General features: G+C 72.9%; 14 protein-coding genes. 8 read left to right on the forward strand and 6 right to left on the reverse strand.

All coding sequences use genetic code 11. The features are described from left to right. Both CLV63_RS14155 and CLV63_RS14160 read right to left on the reverse strand, forming a co-directional pair. Positions 1-1,350 carry an LCP family protein gene (locus tag CLV63_RS14155; RefSeq protein WP_245928809.1) on the reverse strand — a complete coding sequence of 450 codons (1,350 nt, stop codon included), beginning with the start codon at positions 1,348-1,350 and terminating at the stop codon, positions 1-3. 113 nt (positions 1,351-1,463) lie between these two features. Next, entirely contained in the window at positions 1,464-2,270 is an 807-nt protein-coding gene (locus CLV63_RS14160) for a TIGR03089 family protein (protein ID WP_106583474.1), read from the reverse strand. Between the two features lie 221 nt (positions 2,271-2,491). Here CLV63_RS14160 and CLV63_RS14165 point away from each other — a divergent pair, with 221 nt between their 5' ends. From CLV63_RS14165 to CLV63_RS14180, 4 genes are all read left to right on the forward strand, one after another. Next, the gene (locus CLV63_RS14165) at positions 2,492-3,964 is read left to right on the forward strand and encodes a serine/threonine-protein kinase (RefSeq protein WP_170134222.1); all 1,473 of its coding nucleotides are present in this window, start codon (positions 2,492-2,494) and stop codon (positions 3,962-3,964) included. Positions 3,965-4,242: 278 nt separating this feature from the next. Beyond that, complete coding sequence (locus tag CLV63_RS14170) at positions 4,243-6,267, forward strand: hypothetical protein (protein ID WP_106583476.1); 2,025 nt, start codon at positions 4,243-4,245, stop codon at positions 6,265-6,267. 40 nt (positions 6,268-6,307) lie between these two features. Beyond that, complete coding sequence (locus CLV63_RS14175) at positions 6,308-7,243, forward strand: glycosyltransferase family 2 protein (RefSeq protein WP_245928810.1); 936 nt, start codon at positions 6,308-6,310, stop codon at positions 7,241-7,243. Then, on the forward strand, positions 7,233-8,366 hold the full coding sequence (locus tag CLV63_RS14180; RefSeq protein WP_211301303.1) for a glycosyltransferase family 4 protein: 1,134 nt from the start codon (positions 7,233-7,235) through the stop codon (positions 8,364-8,366). The genes CLV63_RS14175 and CLV63_RS14180 overlap by 11 nt, the downstream gene beginning before the upstream one ends. A 92-nt stretch (positions 8,367-8,458) precedes the next feature. Here the strand turns inward: CLV63_RS14180 and CLV63_RS14185 are convergent, their stop codons facing one another. Beyond that, positions 8,459-9,406 (reverse strand): lysylphosphatidylglycerol synthase transmembrane domain-containing protein, encoded by a 948-nt coding sequence (locus CLV63_RS14185; RefSeq protein WP_211301304.1) that lies wholly within the window; start codon positions 9,404-9,406, stop codon positions 8,459-8,461. A gap of 95 nt (positions 9,407-9,501) precedes the next feature. On the opposite strand from CLV63_RS14185, the gene CLV63_RS14190 reads away from it, so the two are divergent. The 3 genes from CLV63_RS14190 (at position 9,502) to CLV63_RS14200 (ending at position 12,535) form a co-directional block, all read left to right on the forward strand. Next, positions 9,502-10,200, forward strand: a complete 699-nt coding sequence (locus tag CLV63_RS14190; RefSeq protein WP_106583479.1) for a class I SAM-dependent methyltransferase — start codon at positions 9,502-9,504, stop codon at positions 10,198-10,200. Between the two features lie 443 nt (positions 10,201-10,643). Next, complete coding sequence (locus CLV63_RS14195) at positions 10,644-11,348, forward strand: hypothetical protein (RefSeq protein ID WP_106583480.1); 705 nt, start codon at positions 10,644-10,646, stop codon at positions 11,346-11,348. Further along, positions 11,345-12,535, forward strand: coding sequence for a glycosyltransferase family 4 protein (locus tag CLV63_RS14200; protein ID WP_106583481.1), 1,191 nt, complete (start codon positions 11,345-11,347; stop codon positions 12,533-12,535). The genes CLV63_RS14195 and CLV63_RS14200 overlap by 4 nt, the downstream gene beginning before the upstream one ends. Positions 12,536-12,588: 53 nt before the next feature. Here CLV63_RS14200 and CLV63_RS14205 read toward each other — a convergent pair whose 3' ends face one another. The 3 genes from CLV63_RS14205 to cofD form a co-directional block, all read right to left on the reverse strand. Further along, positions 12,589-13,353: a DUF1266 domain-containing protein gene (locus CLV63_RS14205; protein WP_106583482.1), complete on the reverse strand. Its 765-nt coding sequence runs from the start codon at positions 13,351-13,353 to the stop codon at positions 12,589-12,591. A 131-nt stretch (positions 13,354-13,484) separates the two neighbouring features. Continuing rightward, positions 13,485-14,765, reverse strand: coding sequence for a coenzyme F420-0:L-glutamate ligase (locus CLV63_RS14210; protein WP_170134223.1), 1,281 nt, complete (start codon positions 14,763-14,765; stop codon positions 13,485-13,487). Then, a complete protein-coding gene (cofD, locus tag CLV63_RS14215; RefSeq protein WP_106583483.1) occupies positions 14,762-15,778 on the reverse strand; it encodes a 2-phospho-L-lactate transferase in 1,017 nt (338 codons plus the stop codon). The genes CLV63_RS14210 and cofD overlap by 4 nt, the downstream gene beginning before the upstream one ends. Positions 15,779-16,086: 308 nt before the next feature. On the opposite strand from cofD, the gene CLV63_RS14220 reads away from it, so the two are divergent. Next, entirely contained in the window at positions 16,087-17,781 is a 1,695-nt protein-coding gene (locus tag CLV63_RS14220; protein WP_106583484.1) for a hypothetical protein, read from the forward strand. Positions 17,782-17,787: the final 6 nt, after the last annotated feature.

The following is a 17,787-nucleotide window of genomic DNA, read 5'->3' on the forward strand; positions in this document are numbered from 1 at the left end:
TCAGCCGCAGGCGTCCTTGGCGTCGGCGGCGGTCTTGCCCTTCGCGGAGTCGGGGACGCCGCCGCCCTGCCCGCCGTCCATGCCGTCCCAGTCGCCGGCGATGACCAGCTGCACGGTCGTGCCCAGCGCCGGGTTCTCCTCGACCTTGGCGTCCTTCGCCGAGGCGGCGACGGTCTTGGCGTGCTCCTTCTGGCCCGGGCCGTAGTACACGGTGGTGGTGGAGGGCACCTCGCCGTTGGGGTTGCCGGTGCCGGCGACGGAGAACCCCTCGCCGCCGAGCTTCTCCGAGACCTCGTTGGCGAGCCCTGACACCTCGGTGCCGTTGACGACCTCGACCGTCACCTGCTCGGCCGGGACGGTGGGCTTCTCGGACTTGCCGCCGCCTCCACCGCCGCCCCCCTTCTTGCCCTCGCCGCCCTTCTTCTCGCCCGCGTCGATCTTGGTGTCCTCGGCGACGGCCTTGAAGAGCTGTCCGGCGTCGGGCTCGGTCCAGGCGATGCGGTTGGGGTCGGCGGGGTCGGGCCCGTTGGGCACGGTGACGAACTTGATCTGGCCCATGTCGACCTCGCGCATGGCGATCGACAGGTCGGTCATCTTGGTCAGGGTGAGTTCGTCATCGGTGGTGATGGTGTCGGCCGTGGACTTCAGGAAGCCGTACAGGTTGGTGGGGCTCTGCATGGTGTCGCCGCTCATGACCTTCTTGAGCATGGCGCCCATGAACTCCTGCTGCCGGTCGATGCGGCTGATGTCGCTGCCGTCGCCCTGGCCGTAGCGGGACCGCACGTAGCCGAGCGCCTCCTCGCCGCTGAGGGTCTGGCGGCCCGCTCCGAGCTTCAGGTGCGCCTTGTCGTCGTCGATGGGCTCGGGGATGCACATGTCGACCCCGTCGATGGAGTCGACGATGTCCTTGAACCCGGTGAAGTCGATGCTGACGAAATGGTCGATGTGGATGCCGGTGAGCTGTTCGACGGCCTTCCACTGGCAGGGCACCCCGCCGAGGCTCATCGCGGAGTTGATCATCCCGCGCTGGGCCTGCATGCCGGGCTTGTCGTCGGCGGGTTCGCAGGCCGGGAGGTCCACCACGGAGTCGCGCGGCAGGTTGATCAGCGTCGCGCCGTCCTGGTTGGGGGAGATGTGCGCGATGACGAGGGAGTCGGGGCGCTCGCCCTCGGACTTGCCGTAGTTGCCGTTGTCGCCGCTGCGGACGTCGGAGCCGATGAGCATGATGTTCACCGCGCCCTCGACCTTGCTGGGCCGGTCGCCGAAGGCGTCGGTGTCGACGCTCTCCTGGCTGAGGTTGCCGTAGACGTCCAGGTAGCCGGCGTACGCGGTCAGGCTGCCGCTGATCACGAGCGCCGTTGTGAGGACCGCGCCCCAGGCGCCCCGGCTCAGCCGGGATCGGAGGGGTTTTCTGGCATTCGAGCGGTTTCTGGGCATCGCGCACCAAATAGGGGGTCAGGTGTTCAGGTCAACGAACGGATGGGGCCCGCCGCAATGAGGGGTTCGGGCAGAGCGCCGGCGATCGCCGTGACACGCTCCATGCCGAGTCGTGATTGCAGAGTAGCCGAATCGATATCGGGACTGAGCATCAGCGCAGCCGAACCGTGCAGCGCGGCGACGAAATGGGCGAGTCCGGGGCCGAGTGGGGCGACCGAATCGGATCCGGTTGTGATGATGGCCACACGATCGGTCGCGGTCAGCCGCCATTCGGCGGCCTTCTCCGTTGCGAGCGCCACCAGTTCGGCACCCGAGCGCGTGCCGGCCCCGGGTTCTTCGAGCGCGACGGCAGAGGGGTCGGCCGGTGCCGTCGGGCGGAAGAGGTCGCCGTGGCCGCGGACCTCCACGGCGTAGTCGACGGCGGCGGACGGGAGGTCGGCCATCGGCGCGCCGAGCGGGTGCAGCGAAGCGCCGACGACCTCGTTCGCCCCGGTGTCAAGGGCGGCGCCGATACGGGCGGCGTCGGCGACCGCGACGTCGGCCTCGGGGACCGCGTCGCCCTCGACCAGCACGGGGACCGTGCCGGTCGACCAGCACGCCACCAGCCACACCAGGGTCTGCCAGTGCACGGGAAGCGCGAGGGCCACCCGGTCGCCCGGCTGGGTCGCGAACCCGTCGACCAGCATGTTCGAGGTCTTCGCCACCCAGTTGCCGAACGTGGCGTAGGACAGTTCGACCCTGCCCCCACTCTCGTGGTCGTACGCCGTGATGAACGGCCGCACGGGGTCGGCCGCCGCGGCCGAACGCCAGAGGTCGGCGGGGGTAGCCGGCACGGATGCGCCCTTTCGGTCGGTGGAACCCGGAAACCGCTGTGGCCGTCGGATGGGGGGAGCGGACCGGCATATGCTACTTGCCGGTGCGTCGAGGAGACGACACGGCCGGTCGCCGACCGTCACACTACGGTCACCGACGGGACCCGTGTTCCGCGCCCGCGCCAACGGCGCCCGTGCCTCCCCTCATGCCCTTTCGACCCCCATCGCAAAGGACAGCAACGATGAGCGCCCTCGCGCCGCTGCATGACACCGACCCCGTCTCGCTGGGCGGGTACCGCCTGTCCGGTCGCTTGGGCGAGGGCGGCCAGGGCACCGTCTACCTGGGCCGGGCACCCGACGGCACCGAAGCCGCGATCAAGACCCTCAACGGCGCGGGCATGGACGACCCCGAGACCCGGCGGCGGTTCGTGCGCGAGGCCGACGCGGCGCGGCAGGTGGCGTCGTTCTGCACGGCGGCGGTGCTGGCGGCGGACTTCGAGGCGGAGCCGCCGTTCATTGTGAGCGAGTTCGTGGCGGGGCTGTCGCTGAAGCAGCAGGTCGAGGCGCACGGCGTGCTGGCCGGCGGGGATCTGAGCCGGCTGGCCGTCGCGACGGCGACCGCGCTGGTGGCGATCCACGAGGCGGGGATCGTGCACCGCGACCTGAAACCGGCGAACGTGCTGCTGGGCCAGGGCGGGGCGCGGGTGATCGACTTCGGGATCGCCCAGGACACCCGGGGTGCGGGCACCCTGACGAACTCCACGATCGGCACTCCGGCGTTCATGGCGCCGGAGCAGATCTCCGGTGACCCGGTGTCTCCGGCGACGGACGTGTTCGCGTGGGGCGCGGTGCTCGTCTTCGCCGCCACCGGCGGGTCGCCGTTCCAAGGGGCGACGGTGCCGATGATCCTGCACCAGGTGCTCAGCGCCGAGCCCGACGTGAGCGGGGTGCCCGAGCCCTTGCGGGGACTGGTGGCCGCCGCACTCGCCAAGGACCCGGCGGCGCGCCCGTCCTCGGTGGACGTGCTGATGGCGCTGCTGGGCCGCAAAGAGCGCCCCGCCGGACACGAGGGGGTGACCGCCGTCCTGCGCGACGCCCGGGCGACGGTCACGGGCCCGGGAGAACCCGGCGGGCCGACGCTGCCGTGGGCGGGCGCCACCACGGTGGTGGCGCCCCCGGCCCGCCGCGCGACCCCGGGCCGATGGGTACTGGGGGCAGGGGCCGCGGTCCTCGTGCTCGCCCTCGTGGTCGGCGCCGTCCTCCTCGGCCGGTACCTCGGCGCAGAAGACGGAGCCCCCGCCGCCGACGGGCCCTCATCCGCTGACGGCGGCTCCGCCGGTGCGGACGGCGAGGTCTCGACACCCCCCGACATCCCGAGATTCACCGAGGAGCAGGCGGGGTCGTGGGAAGGGGTCGATGACAACGGCGAACTGGTCGAGCTGAGCACCACGGCCGGTGAGCGCATCGGCCGGTTGGCCTACCCCGAATCGGAGTACGCGCAGTACTGCGACGCTCCGGTGAAGCTCACCGGTCCGATCGACCGCGGCTACCACGCGGCGGTCTCCCTCAGCGAGCTGTGCCTGGGCGGCATGCTGTCGGCCAAGAGCAGCGAGGTGTACTTCGACGGCGCGGCGGTGACGATCGACCTCTACGACACCAAGAGGCCAGAGGGCGACCCGGTACAGCAGCTCCGGCTCAAGCGGTCCGACGGCTGATCTCCGCCCCCGCGGCCCGTCCCGGACGGTGATCGACGCGGACGGCCCCGGCACCCTCGGAGTCCGGCTCGCCACCGACGAGGACGCGGGCGGCGGGCGGACCGGCACGATCGCCATGCGGCGCACGCCCGCCTCCCGGCAGTGCTTCGGCACGTCCGTCCGGCGGCCTTGCCGCTGTGCCGCGGACCGAACGGAGCGGCGGGGTCGGGGTCGGGCTCTCGGTGGGTGACGCTGTGCCAACGTGCCGACCGCCTGTGTGAACTGGCATGGTGGCCCCCATGCGTCTGACCCCCGCCCGGGTGCTCGCCCGGATCACGGTTGTGCCCGTCGTCGTCGTGGGGGCATGGCTGCTCGTAGCGTTCCCCCTGCTGCTCGCCGGCCAGTTCACCCCCGTCACCGGGCTCGTCATCGGTGCGCCGGTCGTCCTCGCAGCGGTGGCCCTGGTGCCGCGCTGGGTGCCGGACCTCGACGAGGACGACGGCGTCCCGTGGTGGCCCGTCGCGGCGGTCCTGCTCATCACCGTTGCCTTCGCCGCCGTGCAGATCGCCTTCCACTCCGAGCAGATCGTGATCCGCCGCGACCCCGCGTCCTACGCCCAGTTCGCCGCGTGGATCGCCCAGTACGGCTCGCTGCCCATCCCGCAGGACCGCGCGCTGATCGCGGGCGACGACCCGGCGCTGACCTACGGCAGCGCGGCCTTCTACCAGGTCGGCGACGTCATCTGGCCGCAGTTCCTGGCAGGGATGCCGCTGGTCATGTCGGTCGGCTACTGGGTCGGCGACATCACGGGGATGCTCCTCACCGCCCCTCTCCTCGGTGCGCTGGGCGTCCTGAGCTTCGCCGGGCTGGCCGCCCGGCTGGTGGGTGCCCGCTGGGCGCCGCTCGCCGCGCTGCTGCTCGCCGTGTGCCTGCCGGAGCAGTGGGTGAGCCGGTCCACCTACAGCGAACCGGCCGCCCAGGTGCTGTTCCTCGGCGCCCTGGTGCTGGCCTTCGACGCACTCGCGCGCGCGGTCCCTGCCACCGGGCGCTGGGATACCCGGCACCTCCTCGCACTCGCCGCGGGACTCGCGTTCGGCCTGGGCATCCTCGTGCGCATCGACGCGCTGCGCGACGTGCTGCCCGTCGTGGCGTTCCTCGCGCTGCTGCTGCTCGCCCGGCGCGGGCAGGCGCTCCCCATGACGCTGGGCGTGGCCGTCGGCGCCGCGTACGGGCTCACCGCCGGGTTCGTGCTGTCGCAGCCCTACCTGGAGCACCTCGCCGACTCGCTGGTGCCGCTGTTGAAGATCAGCGCCGTGGGGATCCTCGCCCTCGCCGTCGCCACCGCACTGCTGTGGCGGTGGGGACCGCCCAAGGTGCAGCGGGTGCCGTGGCTGGGAACCGCGACCGGGATCCTCGCCGTCGTGGTCATGGCCGGGTTCGCGCTGCGCCCGCTGATCCACACGGCGCGCGGCCACGGCGACGAGGCCACCGGCTTCTACATCGGACAGGTCCAGGAGATCGAGGGCCTGCCGCAGGACCCCGACCGCACCTACGACGAGATCAGCCTCTACTGGGTCGGCTGGTACGTGGGCGCGGCGGCCCTCGTCCTCGCCACCCTCGGCGTAGCGCTGCTGCTGCGCCGGGCCCTGCGGGGCAACGCGCCGCAATGGGTGCTGCCGCTGCTGGTCCTGACCTGGACGGTGGCCGCCACACTCGCCCGCCCCGCGATCACCCCCGACCAACCGTGGGCGAGCAGGCGGCTCATCGTGCTGGTCATCCCCGCGTTCATCCTGTTCGCCGTGTGGTTCCTGGCTTGGGCGTCGCACAGGTTGCGGGAGCACGGGGCGCCGGGGGGCCGCTTCTGGGCCGACGCGTGCGCGGTCGGCGGCGCCGCGGTGCTCCTCCTCCCCACGGCCTACACCGCCACCGGCGCGATGTACCGGATGGACGTCGGCTCCGTCGCCGCGACGAAGGAGCTGTGCGCGCGGATCCCCGCCGACGGCAGCGTGGTCTTCGTCGACGGCGCCAACGCGTTCAAGTTCATGCCGCTGGTGCGCAACATGTGCGGCGTGCCGACGGCGAGCATCGACCAGCCCGACGACGAGTCCGTGGAGCGGGTCGTGGGCGAGATCGAGCGGCGCGGCAGACAGGCCGTGCTCGCCGGGTCGCAGCGGGAGCAGCTCACCCCTTACAGTGCCGGGGCCGTACCCGTCCACCCGTTCAACGTGCACACCGAGCAGGACCCCAGCACGCTCATGGAACCCCCGCGCGGGGCGTGGCGGTTCAACGGCGACGTCTGGATCGTCGCCGTGCCGCGCACGTGACACCCGCGCGCCTCGCTACCCTTGCTGAATCGTGAGTGACGTGACCCCAGACAAGCCCGCCCCGGAGCGCCCCGCTACCGATCCGGCGCGGCCCTACGTGACCATCGTGCTGCCCTGCTACAACGAGCAGGACCACGTGGTCGCCGAAGTCGACCGCATCTGCGCCGCGATGGACGCCTCCGAGTACGGCTACGAACTACTGGCCGTGGACGACGCGTCCAGCGACGACACGCTGCTGCGGCTGCGCGACGCCGAAGCGCGCCACCCCCACCTGGAGGTCGTCGCGTTCGGCCACAACGGCGGCTCGGGGACGGTGCGCCGCATCGGCAGCCAGCGGGCGCGCGGCGAGATCGTCGTGTGGACCGACGCCGACATGAGCTACCCCAACGAGCGCATCCCCGACCTCGTCGCGATCCTCGCCAAGGACCCCGACATCGACCAGGTCGTCGGCGCGCGCCGCCAGGAGGCCGGTTCGCACCGGCTGCTGCGGGTGCCCACGAAGTGGTTCATCCGCAAGACCGCCGAGGTGCTCACCAACACCAAGATCCCCGACCTCAACTCCGGCCTGCGCGCGTTCCGCCGCGAGGTCTCGCTGCCGTACCTGCGGCTGCTCCCGCCCGGGTTCTCCTGCGTCACGACCATCACGCTGGCGTTCCTGTCCAACCAGCACCGGGTCCACTACGTCCCCATCGACTACGCGAAGCGCGCCGGCACCTCGAAGTTCCACTTCGCCAAGGACGCCTACCGCTACATCCTCCAGGTGCTGCGGATGGTCATGTACTTCAACCCGCTCAAGGTGCTGATGCCGATCGCGCTGGCGCTGCTCGCCATCGGCACCGTCAAGTTCGGCTACGACATGGTGACCCAGTTCGGCTACATCCGGAACAACACGATCATGGTGTTCCTGAGCGGCTTGATGATCGGCTCCATGGGCCTGCTCGCCGACCTCATCGTCCGCTCCCGCGATGGGAGCTGAAGGGGGTCCCGTGCGCGTGGCCTTGGTCGGCCCGGCCCACCCGTACAAGGGCGGCGGGGCGCGGCACACGACGGAGCTGGCGCACCGCCTCACCGCCGTCGGCCACCCGACCGTCATCGAGTCGTGGCTGGCCCAGTACCCGGCGCTGCTGTACCCCGGCACGCAGACCCTCGACAGCGGCGAGGGCGAGCCGTTCCCCGGCACCCGGCGGCACCTCGCCTGGTACCGGCCCGACGGCTGGCTGCGCGCGGGGCGGCGGCTCGCAGCGGACGCCGACCTGGTGGTCCTCACCGTGTTCTCACCGGTGCAGGTGCCCGCCTACCTCGGCGTCCTCGCCGGGATCCGCGGCAGGACCCGGGTCGTGGCGCTGTGCCACAACGTGCTGCCGCACGAGCGCCGCGCGGTGGACGTGTCGCTGATGCGGGCGCTGCTGCGCCGCTGCGACGCCGTCCTCACCCACACGCCGGAGCAGGCGCGGCTCGCGCGCGGGCTGGTCGGCGGGCGCGGCGATGTCCGCACTGCTGCGCTGCCGCCGCACCTGCCGACACACCCGCCGTCCCACGGTCCGCCGGACCGCCCGCGGCCCTCCGATACGGACGCTGCTGACGGAGTCCGTCGCCTGCTGTTCTTCGGCCTGGTCCGGCCCTACAAGGGGGTCGACGTGCTGCTGCGCGCCCTCGCGGCCGGGCCGCCCGACGTCCACCTCACGGTCGCGGGGGAGTTCTGGGGCGGGCCGGCCGAACTGGCGGCGCTCGCGGCGGACCTCGGCGTGGCCGACCGGGTGGAGCTGCGGTCGGGCTACGTTCCCGTCGAGGACATGGCCGCGCTGTTCGCCGCTGCCGACGCGGTGGTCCTGCCGTACCGCTCGGCGACCGCCACGCAGAACGTGTGGCTGGCGCACGAGCACGGCCGCCCCGTGATCGCCACCCGCACCGGCGGCCTGCCCGACCACGTGCGCGAGGGCGTCGACGGCCTGCTCTGCGCCCCCGGCGACACCATCGACCTCGCCCGCGCCATCACGGAGTTCGCCGCCGGCGACACGGCGCAGCGCCTGCGCCGCGGGGTCCGGCCGGTCGACCCCGAACCGTACTGGCGGTCCTACCTGGACACGCTCCTCGCCTGAACGGCTGGGACGCCCGGGTCGGCTGGGACGCCCGAACGCCCGAACGCCCGAACGCCCGAACGCCCGAACGCCCGAACGCCCGAACGACAGCCTCACGCCCCGGGCGGGCCGACGGGAGTCCGCCCGCCGCGCGCCAGCAGTGTGGCGATCCCGGCCCACAGCACATCGGCGACCGTCATCACCAACCGGGACAGGACGGCGACCACGAGCGCCGACCCGGGCGGCAGGACGGGCGCCAACCCCACCACCAGGACCACCTCGCGCACGCCCAGCCCGGCGGGGGCGATGACGAACAGCACCCCCAGGGTCCATGCGAGCGCGTAGGCGCCCGCCGCAACGGGGAGTGCGGCGGGACCGTCGCCGCCCGCCCCGGCGACGAGCAGCCAGATGGAGCCGGAAAGCGGGACCCACGACAGCAGCGACCAGCCGACCGCCGCCGCCATACCGCGCCCGCTGACCCGTTCGAGCTCGGCGTCGGGGACGTCGCGGGTGCGCCGCGCGGCCCGGACCGCGCTGTGCAGCACCCAGGTGACCGCCCGCGGGTGCAGGAGCGCCAGCAGAGCGGGGGCGCACGCCAGGACCCACCACCACCGGCGGGCCGCCTCCTCCGAGACCAGGGGCAGGGTCGCGGCGGCGACCGCCAGGTTCACGGTGAGCGTGACCGCCACAGCGAGGACGGTCGCCGCGATGCCGCGCTGCCGCGCCACCTCCCGGTCCTTGGCGAGTTCGACCTGCGCCACGAACGCCCACACGGACCCCGGCAGGTACTTGCCCAACTGCCCGACGAACATGACCTTCGCCGCAACGGCGAACGGCAGCGGCGACCCGAGGTCGGCGAGCAGCGCCCGCCAGGCCAGCATCTGCGCGCCGAGGCCGCAGAGCGCCGCCGCCACCGACGCCGCGACGATCCACGGGGACAGCACGGCCAGCGCCGCCCCGGCTTCGTTCCAGCGGGCGTACAGCGCATACGCGGTGCAGGCCAGCACCACCAGCACGATCGCGGCGCGCAGCCACGGGTTGGAACGGAGTCGGCGCAGCACCCGGCCAGGCTAGCGGGTACAGCGCCGCACACCGGGCGGTTGCGGCGGGTCCGGGCCCGCCGCTGCCGACGGGTCGCTAGGGTGCAGGCGTGGGAATGTCTGACGTAGTGGCCTTCGCAGGCCACCAGGTGCACGTGTGCCGGTACCGCGAGGCGGGGACCCTGCTGCGCTGGCTCGGCGACGACCTCGACGGCTCCGTCGTCCTCGACATCGCCGGCGGCGACGGCTACTGGGCCGGGCAGGCGCGGCGGCGTGGCGCGAAAGCCGTGTCCATCGACCTCGCCCGCACCAAGATGCTGCGCGGCAGCAGGCTGCGGCACGCCCCGGCCCTCGTCGAGGGCGACGCCCTGCGGCTGCCGTTCGGCGACGCGACGGTCGACAAGGTGATGTCGATCTGCGCCATCGAGCACTTCGACGACGGCCCGGCGGCACTGGCCGAGATGGCGCGGGTGCTCAAACCCGGCGGCGAGCTCGTGATGTCGGCCGACAGCCTTTCGCGCCGCGACTACTGGCCCGACCTGTTCGCCGCGCACGCCCGCCGCTACCACGTCAAGAGCACCTACACCCACGAGAGCCTCACCGGCCTGCTCGACGGGGCCGGGCTCGACGTCCTGGAGCACAGCTACCAGTTCCGGGGGCGCTCGGCCGAGCGCGCGTACCTGACCATCTCGGCGCGCGGCGGCCGCATCGGCTTCAACGCGGCAGCCCCGCTCATCCCGCTGGTGTCGCTCAGCGACGCCCGCAGCCCCAACACCCGCGGCAGCATCGTGCTGATGCGCGCGGCCAAGCGCTGACCGCGCCGCCCCTGACCGCGCCGCCCTGACCCCGTCTATTGCCCGCCGATGAATTCCCGGTGTCCGGGCGGGGCCCGGGGTACGCCTCTTAATCTTCCTTTAATACAGTGGCGATTAGAGTGCAGTGGATAGATCACTTTCGACCGACCCCGGTAATTGTGTTATGCACGCCACAACCGCATCACCGTGAAATCCCGTGACGGTCCCGCTCGTATCCGGTTGATTTCCACCATTCAGGGCAGCTCTGGGCGCACCACGTGCACCGATCACCCCACGTGTGCGGAGCGATCGAAGGGGGACCGCAAACCGTGCAGGACGTGCAGTTCGAATCGAGCCGGATCGATCCTGACGACGTATTGCGACTGCGGCGGTGTGATCACACGGCCGACCCTCGGTGGCCGGGCGCGCTCGCCTTGGCGCCGGGAACCGAAATCAGGACATTGGTGGAACTGCCCGAACCACGGTACGAGGACGGCCGGATCCTGGTCCCGCTCGGCGGCGTCGCACTCGACAACGGCGACTACACCGTGGCCGTGCTCGACGACGACGGCACTCCGCACCCCGCCGGCACCAGCGACCCCTGCCTGTCCATCGCCGGGCGCGCCGCCTACATCGGCCGGGCCCGCACCCGCGACCTCCGCACCTACCGAGCCTCGTGCGGCACCCTGCGCCTGCGGGTGCGCGCCGCCTCGCCCTACGCCGAGGTCGAACGGGTCGACGTCGGCGAAGGCATCGACGGTGCCGGGGCGGTCGGCGTCACCGGTGTGATCGCGTGCGCCGACCGCGAGCCCGGCACCGTCGAGGCGTCGCTGCACGCCAGGCACCGCGGCGGCGCCGGGACGGTCGACGCGCCGGCCGAACTCGTCGACGGCGAGTTCAGCGCAGTGATCCCCATGGGCCCGCTCGCCGCGGCCCACGACTTCGGCCGCGCGCACAACGAATGGGACCTGTGGCTGCGCACACCGAGTGGGGAACTGCGCCTCGGCGCGCACGCCGACGACATCCGCGGGAAGAAGCACCGTGTGGTGTACCCGGGCCGCACACTCGGCGACACCGGCACGCCGCTGCGCGGCCACCCCTACTACACGGTCGACGACGAACTCTCCATCCTGCTCCGGTCCGACCATCCGGTGAAAGGGGCGGTGTGAAGATCTCCATCGTCCTCGCCAACGCCTACGGCATGGGCGGCACCATCCGCACCGTGTTCAACCTCGCCAGCGGGCTCGCCGAACGCCACGACGTGGAGATCGTCAGCCTCATCCAGCACCGCAAGGCGCCGTTCTTCGCCGTACCGGAGGGGGTGACCCTGACCACGCTGGCGCCGAGCCGCGGCTGGGCCGCCCGGCCGCGGCAGAGCCTGCTGGCGCGGTGGCGCGAATGCCGGCCCAGCACCGTGGTCCCCACGTCCGAGGCCAAGCGCAACGGCGCGTTCTCCGGCCGCACCGAACACGCCCTGCGCCGGTGCCTGCGGAGCAGCGACGCCGACGTCGTCATCGGCACCCGACCGGGCATCAACCTGCTGCTCGCCAAGTGGGCGCCGAAGCGGATCCTCACCATCGGCCAGGAGCACGTGCACCTCGGCGGGCACAAGAAGGACGTCCGCGCCGCGGTGAAGCGCCTGTACCCCGAGCTCGACGGGCTCGCCGTCCTCACCGAGACCGACAGGGCGGCCTACCGCGAGTTCCTGCCCGTGGACGACGACTGGACCGCGACCATGCCCAACGCGCTGCCGCCGGGCAACTACCCCCGCTCCACCCTGGAGAACCCGATCATCGTCGCCGCCGGGCGGCTCTCGAAGATCAAGCAGTACCCCAAGCTGCTGCGGGCGTTCGCCGCCGTCGCCGAGGAGCACCCGGAATGGCGGCTGCGCATCTACGGCGGCGGGCACACCAAGGACAGCCTGCTCGACGTCGTCCACCGCCTCGGCCTCGCCAACCACGTGGCGGTCATGGGCCGCACCAAGGACCTCGCGGGCGAGCTCGCCAAGGCGTCCATCCTCGCGGTCAGCTCCCGCGCCGAGGGGTTCGGCATGACCATCATCGAAGGCTTCGCCGTCGGCATCCCCGCGGTGAGCTTCGACTGCCCGCACGGCCCGCGCGAGATCATCACCCACGGACGCGACGGCCTGCTCGTCCCGCACCAGGACGTCGACGCCCTCGCCGACGGCCTGCTGCGGCTCGTGGAGAACCCGGAGGAGCGCGCGGCCATGGGCGCGGCCGCCGTCGCCGCGGCAGCGGAGCGCTACCAGCTCCAGCCGATCGTGCGGCGCTGGGAGGAGTACCTCACGGCGCGCCTCGCCGCACGGCGCACCGCCCGCCTGGAGGTCGGCACCTGAGCAATGGGCCGTCCACCCGGCGACCTTGACGCAAGACCAGCGGGGGAGGGACGCTACGGGAACCCGAACGGGATGTGCAGCCAGGGGCTCTGCGGGTGCGCCATCATCGTGTGGTGCACCGCCAGCGGGTCGGTGTAGCGCCACCCGAACTCGCCCTTGTCGAAGTGCAGGCAGCGGCCCAGGATGTAGCCGGCGGAGAAGTCGGCCCACGACAGGTGGTACCGCGCGGCCTGCGCGCCGGCGCGCACGGCGTACCACTGCGAGGTGGCGAGGTCGGCCCAGCCGCACTGCACGCCCCAGCGCGCCATGTTCGCGGCCCGCCCGAAGTCCCAGGCGCCGATGTGGCCGATGAACCCGCCCGGCGGCAGCAGGCCGTCGGCGGCGAACCGCTTCTCGTAGTCGAGGATCATGCCGGCCAGGCCCAGCAGCTCCCGGTACACGTCCTCGCCGTGGTGGTTGTGCCGGCACCAGTGCGAGATCACCGACCGCCACGTGGTGGCGTCGACCGGCCCGCCGTACTGCTCGGCCAACTGGCGGCGCAGCCCCAGCAGCAGGCTCGCGAGGGGGTTGCTGCCGTCGTCGTCGAGCAGCGCCTCCTGCTGCACCCGCCACTCCTCGGCGCCGGTGATGCCCCAGTCGTCGCGCATGCCCTCGCGCTTCTGCTCCGCCGTGCAGCACGCGCACACCTTGTCGACGGAGTTCCACCGCCCGCCGCCGTTGACGGCGATGTGCACGCCGCACGCGTACGCGTGCGCGAGAGGCCCGTGGTGCGGGCCGTTCGGGTCGGCGTGCAGGGCGGGCGGTGTTCCGAACTGCAAGGGGGTCCCAATCCGTCGCGGACTCGGCGGGCGGCGCCGCGGCGCGCCCGCGACGGGCAGAGGCTATCCGAACAGGGGACCGCCGCAGGTCCGGGCGTAGCAGCGGCCCGCACGGCGGAGCGAGCCGGGCCTCAGCGCACCTCGATGAACGTCTCCGGCCGCCGCGGCGGCCGGTCCTTCGGCGGGGCGGCGGCGTGGCCCACGGCGACGGCGCCCATGGGCTGGAAGTCCTCGGGCAGCTCCAGCACATCGCGCACCACGTCGGGGCAGAACATCGTGGACGACACCCATGCCGACCCGAGCCCTTCGACCGCCAGCCCGACCAGCAGGTTCTGCACCCCCGCGCCCATGGCGACCAGGAACATGGACCGCTCGGCGCCGGCCCGCCGCTCGTCCGGGTAGGGGTGCGCGCCATCGGCCTTCAGGCACGGCACCACCAGGTACGGCGCGCGCCGCAGGACGTCGCCGCGGCGGATCCGCTTGGTGACGGACTCCTCACTGAACCCGTCGCGCCGCAGGTCGGCGATCCAGGCGTCGCGCATGGCGTCGAACAGCCGGACCCGGACATCGGCGGACTCCACCAGCACGAACCGCCACGGGGTCGTGTGGTGCGGTGCCGGCGCGGTGATGGCGGCGGCGACGGCGCGGCGCACCGCGCCGGGGTCGACCGGGGCGTCGGAGAACTCCCTGATGGTGCGGCGGGCGTGCAGGACGTCGCGCGACCCGTACCGGAACAGGTCCTCGTCGGCGCCGCGCACCAGGACGGCCGCCCCGGCGCCGTCGTCGCCCGTGACGAGGTGGCCGAGCCCGCGCACGACCGCGGCGGGGACACCGGCGGCCTTGCCCTTCACGAGCTCGCCCGCCGCCGCGATCTCGTCGGCGATCGCGCTCATCGTCGCTTCGAGGACCTGGCCGTGGGTGTCGGCGGTGCCCCGGAGGTCGTCGAGCGCCCGGATCCCGGCCGCCCCGATGGCGATGTCGGTCTGGCCCATGCGCCACGGGCGCCCGAACGTGTCGGTGACGACGACGGCGACCGCGACCCCCAGGCGCTCGCGCAGGCCCGCGCGCAGCCGACGCGCGGAGCCGTCGGGGTCCTCGGGCAGCAGCAGCACGCGGCCCGGCTCGACGTTGGACGCGTCGACCCCGGCCGCCGCCATGACCAGGCCGTGCCGGGTCTGCACGATGCGGGTCGCCCCGTTGCGCGCGACCACGCGGACGGTCTCGGCGTCGATCGCCGCCTCGCGGTCGAGGTCGGTGTACCGGCCCTCGGCCTTGCTGACGACCTTGGAGGTGACGACGACGATGTCGCCGTCGCGCAGCTCGGCGGCGTCGCCGATGAGCGCGGCGAGGTCGTCACCCGGCCGCACCTCCTTGACGCCGTCGACGCCGTGCACGCTGAAGAAGCCGTTCACGCGTGCCGCTCCTTTCCCGTGTTCGCCGTGCGGAGTTCGAGTGCGAGGTCCAGCGCCGCGCGCGCGATGGCGGCGGTCGATTCGGGGTCGCTCATGTACAGCGGCCGGCACCGGGTGGTGATCCCCGGGACGTCGGGGCCGCCGCTGTCGGCGTCGTCCATCAGCCACCCGTCGAGCAGTTCCGGGCCGTAGTGGGCGGCGACCGCGCGGGCGTCGGTCTCGACCCCGATGGCGCTCAGGCAGGCGTCGGCGCGGCCCCGCACCGGCGCCCCGCCGATGATCGGGGAGACCCCCACCACGGTCTTCTCGGCGATGGCGGCGCGGATGCCCGGCACGCCCAGGACGGATCCGACGCTGACCACCGGGTTCGACGGCGGCAGCAGGACGATGTCGGCCGCCGCGATGGCGTCGAGGACGCCCGGCGCCGGTACGGCGGTGTCGGCGCCGACGCTCACGATGGACTCCGCGGGGAGCGCGGCGCCGTGCCGGATCCACCACTCCTGGAAGTGCATGGCCCGCCGGCCGCCGTCGCCGTCGTCGGCGACCACCACGTGGGTCTCGATCTGGTCGTCGCTCATGGGCAGCAGGCGCACGCCGGGCTGCCAGCGCTCGCACAGCGCGTCGGTGACGGCGGAGAGCGGGTACCCGGCGGCCAGCATCTGGGCGCGCACGATGTGCGTGGCGGTGTCGCGGTCGCCCAGGCCGAACCAGGTGGGCCGCATGCCGTATGCGGCGAGCTCCTCCTTGACCACGAAGGATTCGTCGGCCCGGCCCCAGCCCCGCGATTCGTCGCTGCCGCCGCCCAGGGTGTACATGACGGTGTCGAGGTCGGGGCAGACCCGCAGCCCGAACAGCGTGATGTCGTCGCCGGTGTTGCCGATGACCGTGATCTGCGCCGATTCGGCCGCATCAGGGTCGGCGGGGGCGGGCCCCGCGCTGATTCCCATGGCCGACCGGAGGCCCCTGAGGAACCGCGCGCCACCAATACCACCCGCAGGTACGACTATCCGCATGGGGACAAGTCTGGCAGGCTAGTAGCGTGTGTGCGTCACGCCCCCGGCCGTTTCGGTAGCCGGTCCGTGCCGGCCGGGACGCTCCGTCGTCCCGCCGCCGTGCCGGACCCGGCGCACGTCCGCCACTGAAATTTCGCGCACGGTCCCACACCGATGCCGACTCGGCCTGAACAGCGGCGAATCCCCGCGGGGCCCGCGAACGACGTCCCCACGGCCCTTTCGGCGATGCACTCCACAACCGGACGATATGCAAGGCTTCGGGCGATCACTTTGAAACGCGACGGCATAGCAGCGGAGGGGAACCTCTCTTGAACAACGAAGCGATACAGCGGCTGCGCGAGCCCGCAGCCTGGGTGCTGCTCGGCTCGGTCGCCGCGAAGATGCTCGCGATGGTGATCTCCGCCTTGACCGGGCCCCCCTCCGTGGGCGGGATCGGCGGCGGCAGCAGCGGTGCCGACGCGTTCTTCGGCCTGGTCTCCGACGGCGCGGCCTTCCTCAGTGTGAGCACCATCATCATGCTCATCGCCGCGGTCCTGCTGATGGTCACGGCCAAGGAGAAGTCGCCGCGCACCTTCGGCGCGGTGCTGATGGCCCTCATCCTGCTCGGCATCGGCGCGTTCTTCGCGGTGATCAACCTCATCACCGGGTTCTTCACCGGCCTCGGCTTCGGCGCCGGGTTCGGCAACCTCATAAGTACCGGCGCCGACCTCGCCGTTGCGGGCATCGTGGGCTTCGGGCTGTACAAGGTCTTCACCGACCCCGCCCTGGTGCCGCGCGCGCAGGCACCGGCGCAGCAGCCGTTCGGCTACGGCCCGCCCGGGCAGCAGCCCTTCGCGCCGCAGCAAGGGGCCCCGTTCACCGGGGGGCAGCAGCCGTTCGCGCCGCAGCCGGGCGCCCCGCTCACCGGCGGGCAGCAGCCCTTCACGCCGCAGCCCGACCCGAACATGACCGGCATGGCGCACCAGCAGCCCTACACGCCGCAGCCCGACCCGACCATGCAGCCCGACCCGAACATGACCGGCATGGCGCACCAGCAGCCCTACGAGGCCCAGCCGTGGCAGCAGCCGGCCGACACCGGTCAGCCGCAGTGGCAGCAGAGCGGGGGCCAGGCGGCGTTCCAGCAGTCGCCGTACCCGCAGCAGGCGGCGGCCGAGCAGGACTGGGCCGCCCAGCAGCAGGCGGCGCCGTACGACCAGCAGTACCAGCAGGGCTACCAGGACCCCGGCGCGCCCGCAGCGCCGTCCGGCGGCCAGCCCGCCTACGACTGGTCGGGCCAGCCCGTCCAGCAGCAGCCCTACCCCGACCCCGCGGCGCAGCAGCAGCCCTACGCCGGCCAGCAGTACGAGTCGTACTCGGCGCAGCCGTCCTACGGCACCGGGGGCCAGCCCGCCTACGGCGCGGGCCAGCCGGGATACGGGACGGGCGGCCAGCCCGCCTACGGCACCGGCGGCCAGCCGTCCCACGGCGGCGACATCTTCGGTGGCAGCGGCGGCCAGCAGGGCTACGACCAGGGGCAGGCGGGCTACGGCCACGGCGCCGGGTCCACCGGCGGGCAGCCCTCGTACGGGGCGCCCTACGAGCCGTCGTACGACCCCGGCCAGGCGGCGCCCCCGGCGGGCGGCCCGCAGCACCACTACGACGACGAGGCCACCGTGGTGCAGAACCCCGGCACCTCGGCGAGCGAGCAGGCGGCACAGGAGGCCATCCAGTACGGCTGGTACCAGCAGCAGCCCGCGGCGCCCGAGCAGCCGGCGGCCGAACCCCGGCGCGACACGCCCTTGGACGACTTCTTCCGCCCGGAGCAGGGCGCCGACGACGAGTCGACCTCCGTCCTCAACCCCGGGTACGGCAACCAGTTCTCCACCGGCGGCTCCTACGGCGCGAGCCCGCAGGAGACCACCAGCCCCTACGGCGAGAACTACGGCGTTGACCAGCAGAAACCCGCCGGATCGGAGTACGGCGACGGCCCGCAGGGCTGGTACCGCGACGACGGCCGCCGCTGATCCGCG

This window comes from Murinocardiopsis flavida (assembly GCF_003014485.1).
In the GTDB taxonomy this organism is placed as follows: domain Bacteria; phylum Actinomycetota; class Actinomycetes; order Streptosporangiales; family Streptosporangiaceae; genus Murinocardiopsis; species Murinocardiopsis flavida.